Source organism: Glutamicibacter sp. BW77, assembly GCF_002332285.1.
In the GTDB taxonomy this organism is placed as follows: Bacteria; Actinomycetota; Actinomycetes; order Actinomycetales; family Micrococcaceae; genus Glutamicibacter; species Glutamicibacter bergerei.
This window is the reverse complement of record NZ_NRGT01000010.1, coordinates 1-14,505: the sequence shown is the minus strand read 5'-3', so window position 1 is coordinate 14,505 and position 14,505 is coordinate 1. Positions and strand designations below refer to the sequence as shown.

13 protein-coding genes are annotated in these 14,505 nt (G+C 58.2%); 6 read left to right on the top strand and 7 right to left on the bottom strand.

Annotated features, from left to right (window positions below; genetic code table 11):
* Positions 1–2 precede the first annotated feature (2 nt).
* The gene (locus tag CIK74_RS01185; protein ID WP_096253881.1) at positions 3–839 is read right to left on the bottom strand and encodes an SGNH/GDSL hydrolase family protein; all 837 of its coding nucleotides are present in this window, start codon (positions 837–839) and stop codon (positions 3–5) included.
* 203 nt (positions 840–1,042) lie between these two features.
* Between CIK74_RS01185 and CIK74_RS01180 the strand changes: the two genes are divergently transcribed.
* Genes CIK74_RS01180 through CIK74_RS01170 form a run of 3 tightly spaced genes read left to right on the top strand, consistent with a single transcriptional unit; the run spans position 1,043 to position 4,072 of the window.
* Complete coding sequence (locus CIK74_RS01180) at positions 1,043–2,491, top strand: aldehyde dehydrogenase family protein (protein ID WP_096253880.1); 1,449 nt, start codon at positions 1,043–1,045, stop codon at positions 2,489–2,491.
* A 30-nt stretch (positions 2,492–2,521) separates the two neighbouring features.
* Positions 2,522–3,292, top strand: coding sequence for an SDR family oxidoreductase (locus CIK74_RS01175; RefSeq protein ID WP_096253879.1), 771 nt, complete (start codon positions 2,522–2,524; stop codon positions 3,290–3,292).
* Positions 3,293–3,301: 9 nt separating this feature from the next.
* Complete coding sequence (locus tag CIK74_RS01170; RefSeq protein ID WP_096253878.1) at positions 3,302–4,072, top strand: FCD domain-containing protein; 771 nt, start codon at positions 3,302–3,304, stop codon at positions 4,070–4,072.
* Here CIK74_RS01170 and CIK74_RS01165 read toward each other — a convergent pair.
* The 6 genes from CIK74_RS01165 to CIK74_RS01140 form a co-directional block, all read right to left on the bottom strand.
* On the bottom strand, positions 4,069–5,484 hold the full coding sequence (locus CIK74_RS01165) for an amidase (protein ID WP_096253877.1): 1,416 nt from the start codon (positions 5,482–5,484) through the stop codon (positions 4,069–4,071). The genes CIK74_RS01170 and CIK74_RS01165 overlap by 4 nt on opposite strands.
* Positions 5,485–5,512: 28 nt before the next feature.
* Positions 5,513–7,273, bottom strand: coding sequence for an ABC transporter ATP-binding protein (locus tag CIK74_RS01160; RefSeq protein ID WP_240520421.1), 1,761 nt, complete (start codon positions 7,271–7,273; stop codon positions 5,513–5,515).
* 2 nt (positions 7,274–7,275) lie between these two features.
* Positions 7,276–8,127 (bottom strand): ABC transporter permease, encoded by an 852-nt coding sequence (locus tag CIK74_RS01155; protein ID WP_096253876.1) that lies wholly within the window; start codon positions 8,125–8,127, stop codon positions 7,276–7,278.
* A complete protein-coding gene (locus CIK74_RS01150; RefSeq protein ID WP_096253875.1) occupies positions 8,127–9,074 on the bottom strand; it encodes an ABC transporter permease in 948 nt (315 codons plus the stop codon). Before CIK74_RS01150 ends, CIK74_RS01155 begins: the two co-directional genes overlap by 1 nt.
* A gap of 31 nt (positions 9,075–9,105) precedes the next feature.
* Positions 9,106–10,626 (bottom strand): ABC transporter substrate-binding protein, encoded by a 1,521-nt coding sequence (locus CIK74_RS01145; RefSeq protein WP_096253874.1) that lies wholly within the window; start codon positions 10,624–10,626, stop codon positions 9,106–9,108.
* Between the two features lie 313 nt (positions 10,627–10,939).
* The gene (locus tag CIK74_RS01140; RefSeq protein WP_096253873.1) at positions 10,940–11,548 is read right to left on the bottom strand and encodes a GNAT family N-acetyltransferase; all 609 of its coding nucleotides are present in this window, start codon (positions 11,546–11,548) and stop codon (positions 10,940–10,942) included.
* Between the two features lie 149 nt (positions 11,549–11,697).
* Here CIK74_RS01140 and CIK74_RS01135 point away from each other — a divergent pair, with 149 nt between their 5' ends.
* From CIK74_RS01135 to CIK74_RS01125, 3 genes are read left to right on the top strand one after another with little or no spacing between them, the layout of a single operon-like run.
* Positions 11,698–12,945 (top strand): histidine kinase, encoded by a 1,248-nt coding sequence (locus tag CIK74_RS01135; protein ID WP_343251914.1) that lies wholly within the window; start codon positions 11,698–11,700, stop codon positions 12,943–12,945.
* A complete protein-coding gene (locus CIK74_RS01130) occupies positions 12,933–13,622 on the top strand; it encodes a response regulator transcription factor (protein WP_096253871.1) in 690 nt (229 codons plus the stop codon). Before CIK74_RS01135 ends, CIK74_RS01130 begins: the two co-directional genes overlap by 13 nt.
* Positions 13,619–14,470 (top strand): hypothetical protein, encoded by an 852-nt coding sequence (locus CIK74_RS01125; RefSeq protein WP_096253870.1) that lies wholly within the window; start codon positions 13,619–13,621, stop codon positions 14,468–14,470. Before CIK74_RS01130 ends, CIK74_RS01125 begins: the two co-directional genes overlap by 4 nt.
* Positions 14,471–14,505: the final 35 nt, after the last annotated feature.

The window sequence follows — 14,505 nt, the reverse complement described above, 5'->3', positions numbered from 1 at the left end:
CCTCAGGGTGCCGGCGGCGCGGTGAGGTTCGCAATTTTATGTCGGCTTCGTTTGCGGTGCAGTTTTTTCATGCCCTGAGCAGGATAAATGGGCTGCGGCCACCTCGGCGCCAACTCATCTCCCAGGGTGACCCCGCGGAGCCGGCGACCAAACATCGGAAGCACCCATTGGCGTAGCCATTCCACGTCTCGGCGGGTGGCTTGAATGAAACCTATTCGCCGGGCGTCGGCGAAGGGTTCAAAGACCAGCTGATGGTTTGCGCCTAAGAGTTCCAGAATCCGAATGGCCATATAACGATGTCCCGCACGGTTCATGTGCAGCTTGTCGACATCCCACATGCGCCGATCCGCGTAAACATCCCACTGCCAGTAGTCCACCAGCGTCACGGTGTCGCCATACTGCGCGGCAAGTTCGCGCACACAGTCATTAAACTTCCAGTTGCGCCGTTTGAAGGGTGCGAGCATCGGATGCACGGGAATATCAAAACCGGTGAACAGCAAGATTTGTGCCCCCGAGGCGGCGAGCCTGTCCACCGCTGCGCGGTAGTCGGCCAGCACCTTGTCCAGGTCTTTACGGAATTCGAGAATATCGTTGCCGCCGGCGTAGAAGCTGATCACATCCGGGTTCATCGCCAACGCCGGTTCGATTTGTTCTTCGATAATCCGGTCCAACCGTCGACTTCGAATACCCAGATTGGCGTAACGCCATTGCGGGTCTTCCTTTGAAAGTTGCTTGGCCACTCGGTCCGCCCAGCCGCGCACCCCGTTGGGTAACCGTGGCTCCCAATCCCCCACACCCTCGGTGAAGGAATCTCCGATTGCCACAAAAAGCCGACTCATGACTGGTTACGCTACGCGTTGCTGGTGGCTGGTGAGTTGCGCTCAGGCAAACGCACGGACACCGCTAGGTGACAGTTTTGAGCGGCTCAAGCATCCCAAAGGGAGAAAATCTCTTGACTGTGCGCTGCATCACTGATTAGCTGTGGACAGTTACTGGTCAGACCAGTAGTTATCTCGCTGACGACAACTCGAAAGCAGGAACGGTGCCAGTTCACGTAAAAACTTACCCGGACGGTCTGCCCATTGGTGAGCAGTGGGTGCCCTGCGAGCACAGTGATCCGATTATTTTTCCCTTTGATTCCTCGGTGATCGCCCAGGCCCCGGTAGGTACGGTAGCCCACGCGAGCCAAGCCTTGGACGCAGCTGCGGCCGTGCGCCACGAGATGGCAAAACTCAGCGCAGGCACCCGACGCTCAATCCTGTTGGCGGTCCAGCAGAAAATTGCCGCCGTGGCAGAAGAGCTAGAAAACCTGTTGGTGCTGGAAACCGGTAAACCGTTGATCGATTGCCGGGTAGAGGTGGCCCGCAGCCTCACCACCTGGGCGGCCGCCACCGAAGAAGTCGCGCACATGCATGGGGAAACCGTCCCGCTGGATCTGCAACCCTCCGGTGAGGGCATGATCGGTTACTGGACGCGCGAGCCCGCCGGAATTATCGTCGGCATCGCCGGATTTAATTATCCCCTGCTCTTAGCAAGCCATAAGTTGGCGCCGGCCCTCGCCGCCGGTTGCCCGATCATCTTAAAACCGGCACCGAACACTCCATTGACGAGCCTGTGGATTGTACACCTGATTCGCCAAGCACTCACCGAACACCAGGTCAGCGCGTGCGCGGTACAGCTGGTGACCGGCGGGATCGAGGTGGGCGAAAAACTGGTGGCAGACCCACGGGCCGCGGTAGTTTCCTTCACCGGTTCCGCGGCCGTCGGCCACCAGATCGCCAAGAATGCCGCCCCACGCAAGGCGGTACTTGAGCTCGGTTCAAATACCGGGTTCATCGTGGCCGCCGATGCGCGCATCGAAGAGGCGGTGGACGCGGTAATTCGTGGCGGGTTTTACGCCAACGGGCAAGCGTGCATTTCGGTGCAGCGGGTGTTGTTAGATGCCACGATCGCCGAAAAGTTCCAGCGCCAACTGCTGGCTCGGCTGGGCGAAGTGGTCGTTGGTGACCCGCGCAGTGCCAAGACCCGGGTGGCTCCGCTGATCAATGAGGCCTCCAGTAAACGCATTATGCAGTGGATCGACCATGCGGTAGCTGCTGGGGCACAGGTCCTTGCTGGCGGCAAGATCGACGGCGGCAGTATCCTGCCCACGGTGATGAGCCAGGTGCCTACCGAGGCGAAACTGTGGAGCGAGGAGATCTTTGGACCGGTGATCTGTTTGCATCAATTTGAGGATCTGGACAGCGCCTTTGAGCTGGTCAATGCCTCGCGGTATGGCCTGCAGGCGGCGATTTACAGTAGCAACCTGAAGACCGCGTTCCGCGCCATCGAAGAGCTCGAAGTCGGTGGGGTGGTGGTCAATGAGATTCCCGGGTTCCGTTCCGACATCATGCCCTACGGTGGGGTCAAGGATTCCGGGATTGGCCGTGAAGGGCCACGTTTTGCGATGGAAGAGTTCACCGTCACCCGCATGGCCATCATCCGGCCCTAGGCATAACATTTTGAAGGTAGGTAAGCACCGATGGATTACACCCAGCTTTTTGAATTTTCCGGCCGGCGCGTGTTGGTGATCGGCGCGGGCAGCGGGATCGGGCGCGAGGCGGCACTTGCCTTGGGAGCACATGGCGCCCAGGTGATCTGCGCGGACCGCAATGTGTTCGCGGCCCAAGAGACCGCCCAGCTGCTGGGAACAGCACCGACCGTGCTCGAATTAGACGTGCTTGATTATGAGGCGGTGCAAGCCACCGCCGCAGAGTTTAAGGACATCACCGCGTTGGTGTTTACCGCGGCGATGAATGTGCGTAAGCGGATCGCGGATTACACGATGGACGAATTTGATCAGGTGGTGAACCTGAACCTGCGTGCTTCCTTCGCACTCATTCAGGCTTTTGCCCCGCGGCTGGCAGAAAATGGTGGTGGGTCAATCATCGGGATCGCCTCCATTCGCGCGTCCGTGGTGGAACCTGGGCAGAGCGTTTATGCGGCGACCAAGGCGGCGTTGGTGCAGCTGGCGCGGACCGCCGCGGCCGAGTTTGGGCCCCAAGGTGTGCGGGTGAATGTGGTTGCCCCGGGTGTGGTGGAAACCCCGTTGACCGCTCAAATCAGTGCAGACAAAGAGTGGTACAACGCGTATGCGTCCAAGAGCGCGTTGGGTCGCTGGGCGAAACCCGAGGAGATGGCCGGTGCCATCGTGTACCTGGCCTCGCAGGCCTCCAGCTTTGTGACCGGTTCGGTGCTGACCGTTGATGGTGGGTGGACCGCCATCGACGGCCGCTACAACCCACCAGAATAGGCGCTCACAATGTCGCAGCCAGCACGAAACCCGGCCAAACCACGGGCCTTTGAAGCGATCGTGAGCCACGTTGAAACTCGGGTGCTTTCCGGTGAGCTGAGGATTGGTGATCGGTTGCCCGGCGAGCGCGAACTGGTGACCCAATTCCAGGTGGGCCGCTCGAGCGTACGTGAGGCCATGCGGGTGCTTGAATCCAACGGTCTCATTGCCTCGCGCCCGGGAGATCCCCGCGGTGCCCTAGTGCTCAGTCCGAGTCCGGCCCCGCTGGGCAAGATGATCACCCGATTAACTCACAGCTCGGCTTCCAGCCTGGTGGATCTGTTAATTTACCGGATGACCTTGGAATCCTCGGCGAACTCTTTGGCGGCCATTCGACGCAGCGATGCAGACCTAGAACAGCTCGAACAGGCGATAGCACTCATGCGTGCGGCACGGGCTCAAGGCCAGGCAGCGTTCAGCGAGGCTGACTTTGATTTTCATGCGGTGGTGGCGAAGGCCAGTGGGCACACGCTGCTGCAGATCACTGCCGCGGCGGTCCGGCAATCTATCGAGCAGCTCATCGCGAAAAGCATCGAAGAAAGCAGTGACGATGAGGCGCTGTTGGCACGCACTATCGAGCACCATCAGAAGGTGTTCGCCGCGATTCAAACTCAGGACGCGCATCTTGCCGAGCATCTGGCGCGCAGCAGCCTCTTTGAGTACTACGGTCATCTGGTGCCGGCCGAACAGCGCGAAGCACTGGCGGCACTCGCCTCCTTTGGCAGCCCGGAGAGCGTTTAGTCCAGTGTGTCCCATAACGGGTTGGCGCTGGCCGGACGGTGAGTTTCATACCAGCGTGCCGCATGCAGAACCGCCGCATCGGCGCCCACCGGGCCGGAAAGCTGCACACCGATCGGTTTACCCTCACTGGTGAACCCGCAGTTCACCGTGGCCGCCGGCTGACCGGACATGTTGTAGGGCACGGTGAAAGCAATGTGGCTCATGGTTGCCAGTGGGTCTACCACCGGCATCGGCTGTTCAGCGGGGAAAGCCGCCATGGGGGAGACCGGGGAGATCACCAGATCAAAACCGGAAGTCGCCGCGATAGTCGCCTGCTGCATTTGGTCAATGGCGCCAAAGTTCCTGATGGTATCTGCCCCATCAAAGCTAGAACCCACGGTGCACCAGGCAACAATGTAGTCCAACACCTTTGTCTGGTTTTCTGTCGACAGTTCGCGGTAGTCCGCCCACGAACGGGTGCGCCAAAACCTGTCTAAGCGGTCGAGCATATCTTGAGTGATAAACGGGTCCAGGGTTTGTACGGTTGCCCCTGCCTGGGCAAAGAGTGAAGCGACCTCCTGCACCGCGGCCAATACTTCCGGCTGAACCGCAGATCCGGCATTAGCCTCGGTATGTAGCGCCACGTTGAGCCCTGCGACACCCGAGAGGCTGCCAGCCCAGTCTTGTGCCGGGTAAGGCCTCGCGGTGTAGTCGCGCACGTCTGGTTGGCCAAGGATCGACATGAATAACGCGATGTCATCCACGCAGCGCCCCAAGGGTCCGGCGGCCCGACCTAGATACGGGACATCCAACGGGATCAACCCAGCACTGGGTTTAAGCGTGGCAAGGCCCTGCCAGCCACCGGGCAGTCGGATAGAACCGCCAATATCTGTTCCTACATGAAGCGGACCGTAGCCCGCAGCAGCGGCGGATCCTGCCCCGGCACTTGATCCCCCGGTGGTCCACGCCGGATTCCAGGCACTGCGTGAAATCCCGTGCAGACTCGAAACGCCGGAGGACAGCATGCCCCAGTCGGGCATCGTGGTGGAACCCAAGATGATGGCGCCGGCTTCTAAAATCCGGTCGGTGATTGGCGCATTACGCGTAGGCACCTTGGGGTTAGACAGTGCGGTGCCCGAGGGCATCGGGATTCCTGCACGGGCCACGTTTTCCTTCACCGTGGCCGGAACCCCATCGAGCACCCCTCGTGCGGTCCCGTTGGCCCAGCGTTTCTCGCTGTGCCGTGCTTGGTCGAGAATATCTTCCGGGTCAAAGCGGTACATCGCGTTCAGCACCGGTTCGCGCTCTTGGATGCGTTGGATCACCGCACCGGCAACCTCAACCGGGGACAGTTCGTTGGCAGCGTACGCGGTGCCCAGCTCTCGGGCGCTCAGTTGGTGCAGGGCGGTGCTGTGGTCGGAGAGCTGAGACATGGGGACCTTTCACGATAAGCGAGAAGTGCTAGCGCAGGGATAATTCGTTGCGTAGCGACATCGAGGAGTTAACCAGGGTGCGGGTGTAGTCATGTTGCGGATTCTCGTAAATTTGCTCGGTACTCCCGCTTTCCACGATTTGTCCGTTGGTCATCACCACCACGTTGTCGCACAGATGTCGCACCACCCCCAGGTCGTGGGAGACAAATACTAGGGTCAATTGGTAGTCATCCACCAGATCCGAGAGCAGATTGAGCACCTGGGCACGCACCGAAACATCTAAGGCACTCACCGGTTCATCGGCCACCAACACCCGGGGTTCACGAATCAACGCACGGGCAATCGAGATGCGTTGGCGTTGACCGCCGGAGAACTGGTGCGGAAAACGTTCGGCCGCGTCCTGTGGCAACCCGACGACTCCCAACATCTGGGCCACCAGTTTGCGTTGCCGTGCACTATCCACCTTTTGTCCCGGCGCAAGCAGCGGTTCAGTGATGATGTCACGGACCCGCATGCGCGGGTCTAGAGATCCCATGGGGTCTTGGAAGACGATTTGCAACTGTTGACGCAGTTGCACCAGGTCGCGTTCTTTCGCCCCGTTAATCTGATTTCCGGCAACTTTCACGCTGCCCGACGTTGGCTGGTCTAGACCTGCCAAGATGCGCAGCAGCGTCGACTTGCCGGATCCTGATTCACCCACCACACCAAAGCGTTGTCCGGCTGCCACATCAAAAGATACGCCACGAAGCGCGTGGACCTCGGAGGGTTTTCCAAAGAGTGTGGAGCGGGCTACCGGGTAGCTGCGGTGCAAATCTTTGACGCTGATCACCGGTTCAGCCTCGCTGGAGTTTGTGGGCGCAGCTTCGGTTTCGGTGCGCTCTTCGAGCACTACTACGGGTTCTTCGGGAACTACCGGCAGATCTTCGCTGACGTTCGGCGGAACGTAGGCGGCAGCCGAGGCCACGGTGAATAGCCGGCCCTGCTCATCGGTGGCGTTCAGATCTGAGGCGGCGAGAAGTCCCCGAGTATAAGGATGCTGCGGGTTGGTGAAGACCTGTTCGGTACTGCCCTCCTCCACCACCTGCCCGTTATTCATCACCAGGACCCGGTCACAGACGTTGGCAACCACCGAAAGATCATGGGTGATAAAGAGCAGCCCGGTTCCCCTTTCGGTCACCGACTCTAAGATCAGGTCAAGGACTTGGCGTTGCACGGTGACATCCAGCGCGGTGGTCGGCTCGTCGCAGAGCAACAGCCCTGGGTTGTTCGCCAACGCCATGGCCAGCATGGCGCGTTGGCGTTGCCCACCGGAGAGCTGATGCGGGTAGGCGCGTGCGGCGCGTTGCGGGTCCGGAAGTTTCACCGATTCAAGCATTTGAACGGCACGCTCGCGCGCTGCGGAACGGGAGGCAACTGTTTTGTGGCTGGTCATGATTTCAGCAACCTGCGGGCCCACCTTCATCAGCGGGTTCAGCGCCGTCAGCGGTTCTTGGAAGACCATGGTCATCTCTTTGCCACGGATCTTTTGCCACTGCCTGTCGCTGGCATCAACGAGGTTGCCTTCATGTCCTGCGAAACTGATGGAGCCTTGGGCACTGACACCCTCAGGCAATAATCCCATGAGCGCCGAAGCAGTCATCGACTTACCCGACCCGGATTCGCCGATTAGTCCCACCCGGTCTCCGGGTTGCATACTCAGGTTAAAGTTGCTGACCAAGGTTCGGGTAGTGGTGCTGACGGTGAGATTTTTGACCTCAATAAGACCAGCGGCCTTCTGCTGTATGTCCACGCTCAGCGTTCTCCGTTCAGTTTCGGGTCAAACCGGTCGCGCAGTCCGTCACCGAGCAGCGTAAAGCCAAGCACCGCAATCGCGATGGCGGATCCCGGCCAGACGGCAAGCATCGGGAAGGTGCCAAGGAACTGCTGGGATTCTTGAAGCATGCGCCCCCACGAAGGTACCGGCGGAGGGGTGCCCAACCCAAGGAACGACAGCGCCGCTTCTGCCAGTACCGCGATGGCGAAGGACACCGAACATTGGACCACCACCATGCCGATAATATTTGGCATCACATGGCGTCGAGCAATACGCCAAGAACTCTGGCTGGAGGCTCTGGCCGCCATAATGTATTCGGTGCTCATCACCTGCAAGGTTCCGCTGCGTGCCACTCGGGCAAAACCGGGGATGGAACCAATACCGATAGCGAGCATCGCAGTCAGCGTGCTCGCTCCAAAGACCGCACCAAACATGATGGCCACCAGCAGGGCGGGAAAAGCTAGCAGAATATCGGCACCGCGCATAGTGACTTCTTCGGTGATGCCCCGACGCATTCCTGCCAAGATTCCTAGCGGAGTGCCGATCAGCAGGGCAATACCCACCGCCACCAACCCCACCATCAAGGTGATGCGAGCGCCGTATAGAATTCCGGAGAAGACGTCGCGCCCGTAGCGGTCGGTACCCATCAAGTGAGCTGCGCTTGAACCTTGCAGCCGGTCGGCGGGAAATGCTTGCACCGGGTTATACGGAGTCCAGATAAAGGAGACCAAAGCGGCAATGACCACTATCGCCACCAGGATCGCACCAACGATGAGGGTGGGTGAGAATTTACGGCGAGTTTTTGTCGCTAGAACGTGTTCCTCGGCCATTACGCACCCTTTCGAATTCGTGGATCCAGTACGGTGTAGAGCACGTCCACCACCAGGTTGATGATCAAGGTGATCGCGACCAAAACCATCACCACGGACTGCACGGTCAGCAGATCACGGTTGCCTACCGCGTCCAACAACATGGATCCCAGCCCGGGAATCACGAAGACCCGTTCAATGACCACTGCACCAATGATTAGCGCAGCTAATTGCACGCTGGTCACCGTCAGCACCGGGATCGAGGCATTACGTAAACCGTGTTTAATCAAGGACTCCATTTTGCCAAGTCCCTTAGACCTGGCGGTACGCAGGTAATCTTCGCTCATCACTTCCATCACCGCCGAGCGAACATAGCGGGTCAAAATGGCCCCTTGCACCGACGCCAGAGCTAGTACCGGCAGCACCACGCGGGAAGCAAAATCTGAGAAGTCTTTCCCCGGCGGCGTCCACCCGTTGGCTGGCAGCCAGCCTAACCCCACGGCAAAAACCACCACCAGCAAGATCCCGGCCAAGAAGTTTGGGATGGCTACCCCTAACTGGCTGATCCCGCTGACGATAATTCCGCTGGGATTACGGTGCTTCACCGCCGCGTAGGTGCCAAAGGGAATGGCAATCGCCAGGGCAACAATCATGGCCAGGATGACAAGGATCAGGCTGACCTGAACCCTGTCGATAATCAGTGGGCTGATGTCCTGCCTGGTGACATAGGAGGTTCCAAAATCGCCGAAAGGTAAACCCAGAGCCCAGTCGAAGTACTGCACAATTAGTGGACGGTCCGTACCGAATTCGGCTCGTGTTTTTGCCAGTAGCTCCGGGGTGGCGTTCACACCCAACGCAATTTGTGCCGGGTCTCCCGGAATAGCGCGCATGAATAAGAACACCGCCACCGTAGCAATCACGTAGGTGACAACAAATCTCACGAGGTTGATCAGTAAACGGATACCCAAAAGAGTCTCTTCCGGTCGGTCTGCTAGTGGACTACTTCCAACCGAGGTTTGTCAGATCCAATGCTTCGGTGACTGAGTTCGCCGGGATGCCGGTGACATTCGCGTCGGCAACCACAATGTTGGGGAAGATGAACAGCGTATCGGCGGCTGCGTCATCCACGATGGTACGCACGACTTCCTTCATCCCCGAGACGTAACCGGCCTCATCTGCTGCGTCGGCTTGGGCGGCGATGTCCTTGATCTTTGAATTGTCATAACCCAGGTAGTAGTCCGGGTTGTTGAACATGGCCAAGACGTCGCGGCTTTCCACGGCGAGCACCACCGACATTTGGTAGTCCTTCTTAGTGAAGACCTCATCGAGCCAGACAGCTGGGAATTCGGCGGATTCGATTTTTGCGTTGATGCCCACGTCTGCGAGCTGTGAAACCACGATTTCCGACACTGCGGTGGCATATGGACGGGTGGGAACGGTGAAGGTGATGTTCAGGTTTTCCACTCCGGCATCCTTGAGCAATGCTTTCGCCTTGACAGGATCATGCGGGTACACGTCGTTGAGGTCTTCGTAGTATGGGTCCGTGGTCGGTACCGGTCCGCCAACCTTTGTACCGTAGCCATTCCATGCGGTGTCGATCACCGCTTGGCGATCAATCGCGTACATCACTGCCTGGCGTACGCGTTTGTCATCAAACGGCGCTTTTTTGTTGTTCATTGACAAGATGATTTCACCGTTGGAGGTTCCATCAAGCACCTGGTATTTAGGATCCGATTCAAAGCTGGAGAGTAACTCCGGTGACTGCATATTGTACACGACATCCACATCCCCGGACTGCAGGGCGTTGGTGGTGGCCACCGCGTCCGCAAAGTAGCGCAGTGTTGCGGTTTCGACCGCTGGCTTTTCACCCCAGTAGTCATCACGGGTGACAAAATCTATGGATTGACCGCGGTTCCACGCGTCGATGGCGTAGGGACCGGTGCCGATGGCCTTATTAGCGAGGTCTTCCACACCGCTGGGATCAAATATCGCGCCAACCAAAGTTCCCATGTCAAAGAGCCAAGCGTTACTCGGCTTCTTCAGCGTGATGGCTACTTCGGTATCACTGTTGACCTTGACGGAATCGACGATGTCCATCTTCTTTTTCAGGCTGGAAACCCAGGCGTCGGATTTCACGCGTTCAATACTGAACTTCACGTCATCCGCGGTGAAGGCTTCACCGTTGGAAAAGGTTGCTCCCTCGCGGAGTTTAAAGGTGTAGGTCTTGTTGCCGTTGCTTAGTTCCCACGATTCGGCCAGCAGTGGCTGGATTTCGCCATCTTGGTCAATCTCTACGAGGCCCTCATAAACGTTGGACATCAGCGCTTGGGGAATAGCTGCGCCCGCTGTGGTGGTGAAATCAAGGTTGACCGGTTCTCCGGTCAGCGCGAGAGTCACTCCGGTTTTGGCTTCAGTTCCGTCAGCGCTTCCACCTCCGGAACCAGCCGAACAGGCGGTGAGGGCTAGCGAGCCAGCCATAACTACCGCGGCCAGGCGGACGTAGTTCTTTTTCGCGCTCATGAGATCTCCATCGGGTCATCAGGTATGCCAGTGATATGACCCACACAACACTATTTATGTTGATATTTCTACTAGGTTCTCCGGTCTTACCAGTGATCGTAATATTAGTGCCCAAGGACAGGACCGCGCGAACTGTGCGGTCGTGTGGGCAGCTCGCCACCACAAAATTCTACGGATCGCTGGCGACGCAGTAGCCGGAACCTTAGGAAAAGGCCATCGCATTAGACCCGGCATTCTTTGAAGCAATCGACGCTGAGAGCAGCCGAGGCTTTCGGGTTCTGCGAGAACGTCCCTGCAGCGCAGACGTGCCGTCCTAGAAAGTCTTGCGCATTACTAGTCGCGGCATTCTGCTGGCCACCGCATCAGTGACACCAATGACCTCGAAGCCCACCGACTCAAACATCTTGCGGGTGCCGACAAAAGCCATGGTCAGATCCATGCGCCCCTCAGGATCCACGGGGTAGGCTTCGACGGCCGGTGCGCCTAGTTCCTTCGCATAGTTCACCGCCCCTTCAAGCATAAAAGTGGTGACTCCTTGGCGGCGATAACCGCTTCGCACCACCACACAGATAATGCTCCACACCGGTACGTCATCCACCGCACGAATGAGCTTTGAACGTTCCAGCAAGGGAATCTGCTTCCGGGGACTAATGCTGCACCAACCGACCGGCACACCGTCTTTATAGGCCACAACACCAGGTGCGATGGGTTCGGCACTCAAAGAACGCATCGCGTCGACGCGGTTTCCTGCACCTAAGTTCTCGATATCCTTGACGCCTAAACGGTGAGATAAACACCAGCAATGCTTTTCGCGTCCCGTGGGATTGAGTACCGTCGAGAAGTCTTCGAATCGTTCCGGCGTCATCGGCAAAACTTCCCACCTCACGTCCTCCCCAGCGGGCCTCTGAATGATAGATTCCATGGCACTATCCTGCGCTTCCTTCACCTTATGCGATAGTCCCAGCAAAATCTTCGGGTTTTCCCTACCTTTCTTCTACGGATCCCTCGGTGTTTTCAGCAGACCGGTCAGAATACTGTTGAGTTATGACTTCGACACCAAAGGTTTTACCGGTGAGCAACGCTCCCCGTCCCCCACTGAGGCTAGGCTCCACCTTGCTGCATATGGCATTGCTAGGCAGCTTCGGCTTGGTTCTCATTTCGCTGTTGCTCGGGTGGCTAGGCTTAGGCATCGGCCTGACACTGGTGCTGGGCTTGGGCCTGATCTTCTTAGCCGGTTTGTTGTACGCCATCTTCGGAATTTCCCGCTTGGAGGTCCTGCGCATCAGCGGACTTTACGACATCGAGGTAGCTCCGCTTATTTGGCGGGCTCGTCGCCGAGACGGGTTTGGCGAATACGTCCGTTCGCTGGGACGCAACGTCGCCAACGGACGCATGTGGGCCGCGATGGGAAGCTTCGTTTTCTCCTGCCTCGCCGGCGGTTTTATGCTCAGCGCCTTGCAGTGGACGGTTCATTCCCTCATTGTCGCTTTCGCTCCACTGACCGGAGTGGACACCGTTACCGGACCGTTCTCTATCGTTACCAAAGCTTCCCAAGCTCCCTGGCTTTTGCTCCTTGCCGTCGCTGGCGCCGCAGTTGTTGTCGGACTGGCTTTCCTGCACCGGATTGTCACCATGGGAATTATTGGTTCGTTGTCCAGAGAAACGGAACTCACCGAGCGAGTGCGCACCACCGCGGCACAGCGTGAAGGCGCCGTACGAGCGGCCGAAGTTGAACGCACCCGGATCGAACGTGACCTGCATGATGGGGTCCAACCACGCCTGGTATCGGTGGCGATGACCTTGGGGTTGGCGCACCAGCAGATCGATAACAATCCACAGCAAGCCAAGGAATTGGTGGCCGAAGCACATGCCTCGACCAAGTCCGCCATTACCGAGTTGCGTCAGCTCACCCGAGGAATCTATGCCTCGGTACTTGATGACCGCGGACTGGATGCTGCGCTCTCAGCGGTGGCCGGCCGCAGTCATATCCCGGTGGAACTCGATGTCCAGCTGAACGGTCGTTACCCTCGGGTGACCGAAGCAGCCATGTACTTCTCCATTGCCGAGGCGTTGACCAACGCCGCCAAGCATTCCCGGGCCCAGCGTTGCCTAGTGACAGTGCGATTGCGTGAAACCAACGGACAGCACAGCTTGTGGGCTCGCATCGAGGATAACGGCGTGGGCGGCGCACGCATCACCCCTGGTGGCGGGCTTGATGGGATCACCAATCGCGTCGTAGCGGCCGGTGGGACAATTAGTTTAGACAGCCCACAGGGTGGTCCAACTGCTCTGGAGGTGAACGTGCCATGCGCGTACTAATTTGTGAAGATTCGGTACTACTACGCGAGGGTCTGGTGCGTCTGCTGGTGCATTCTGGCCACGAAGTGGTCATAGACCTCCCGGAGGCCAGCGGTCTGATGGACTTCCTCAACTCGGCATCCGAAGAGCAATTCCCGCAGATCTGCATCTTAGATGTCCGGCTCCCACCGACCTACACGGACGAGGGAATCCGCGCGGCATTGCAACTACGCAAGAAATATCCGGATCTGCCGGTACTGGTGCTCTCCCAATATGTGGAAGAACGTTACGCTTCGGAACTGATTTCAACCCAATCCGGAGCCATTGGTTATCTGCTCAAGGACCGCGTCGCCGATGTCAGCGAGTTCATTGCCTCGCTGGAACAGATCGCAGCCGGCGGAACGATCCTCGATCAGGAAGTGGTGGCACAGCTGTTGACCCGTCGCAATCACGATGACCGTATGCAACGCCTCACCGACCGGGAGCGCACCGTCTTGGGCGCCTTGGCCGAAGGAAAATCTAATCAAGCGATCGCCGCGCTGCTGTTCCTCTCGGAAGCCAGCGTTGAAAAATACATCACTTCAATCTTCCAGAAACTCGGCTTAGAAGCCGATGGGACGGGTAACCGGCGTGTGCTGGCAGCCCTAGCCCATATTGAAACTCTGGGCACCACTCGCACAGACAGGACAGGATCATGACCACCACTGACACCAGCACGCTGCCACCGATGCCTCCAACTAACAGGGGCAAGGGCAAGCCCGTGAACACCGTCCTGATGATCTTGGGAGCATTGGTAGTGCTCACCTTGCTGATCACTACCGCACGAACTGCCATCACCTCGTTGAATCGTGAACAGAGCACCCAGTCCCTTGATACCGCAGGCGTGACCAGCTTAGAGATCTCGGCGAACTCCGGAAGCCTTGACCTGGTTTATGCAGATGCCACCGAAGCTACCTTGGAAGTTGATAGCGCGAACGGTTCGGATTGGACGCTCTCGCGTCAGGGCGACAAACTCGTAATTGACTCCCCTAATTCCTGGGACGACTGGTGCATCTTCGATTGCGGATTAGATAACAATGAAGCGACATTAATCCTCCCGAAATCTTTGAATGACGGCAAACTCGACGCCAAATTCAATTTAGCAGCCGGAGACTTCACGGCGGTGGGTGCTTACAAGAATCTGGTCGCCGAGGTCGGTGCCGGTGAACTGGACTTGTCAGGTACTGCGCAGTCGGCGGACATCCGTCTCGGAGCGGGCAAAGCCGAAGTATCACTCGCAGACGTGCAACACGCAGTCTTCGATATCTCTGCAGGTCATATGGCCGGCAACCTGACCGGTACCGTGCCGCAGAGTATCAACGCAGAAGTCAGCGCAGGTTCGATGGATCTAGAACTGCCAGATGGATCCTACGATGTGCGGCAGACCGTGGACGCGGGCAATCTTACGAATCTGTTGGTGACAGATCCGCAATCGCCCAACAAGATCTCGATTGCCCTCTCGGCTGGCAATGCCAAACTGAGTTCAGGCTCTGTGATAAGTAAGTAATCAGCAGGACAAGTCATAAGAACCGGCCTCGGCGA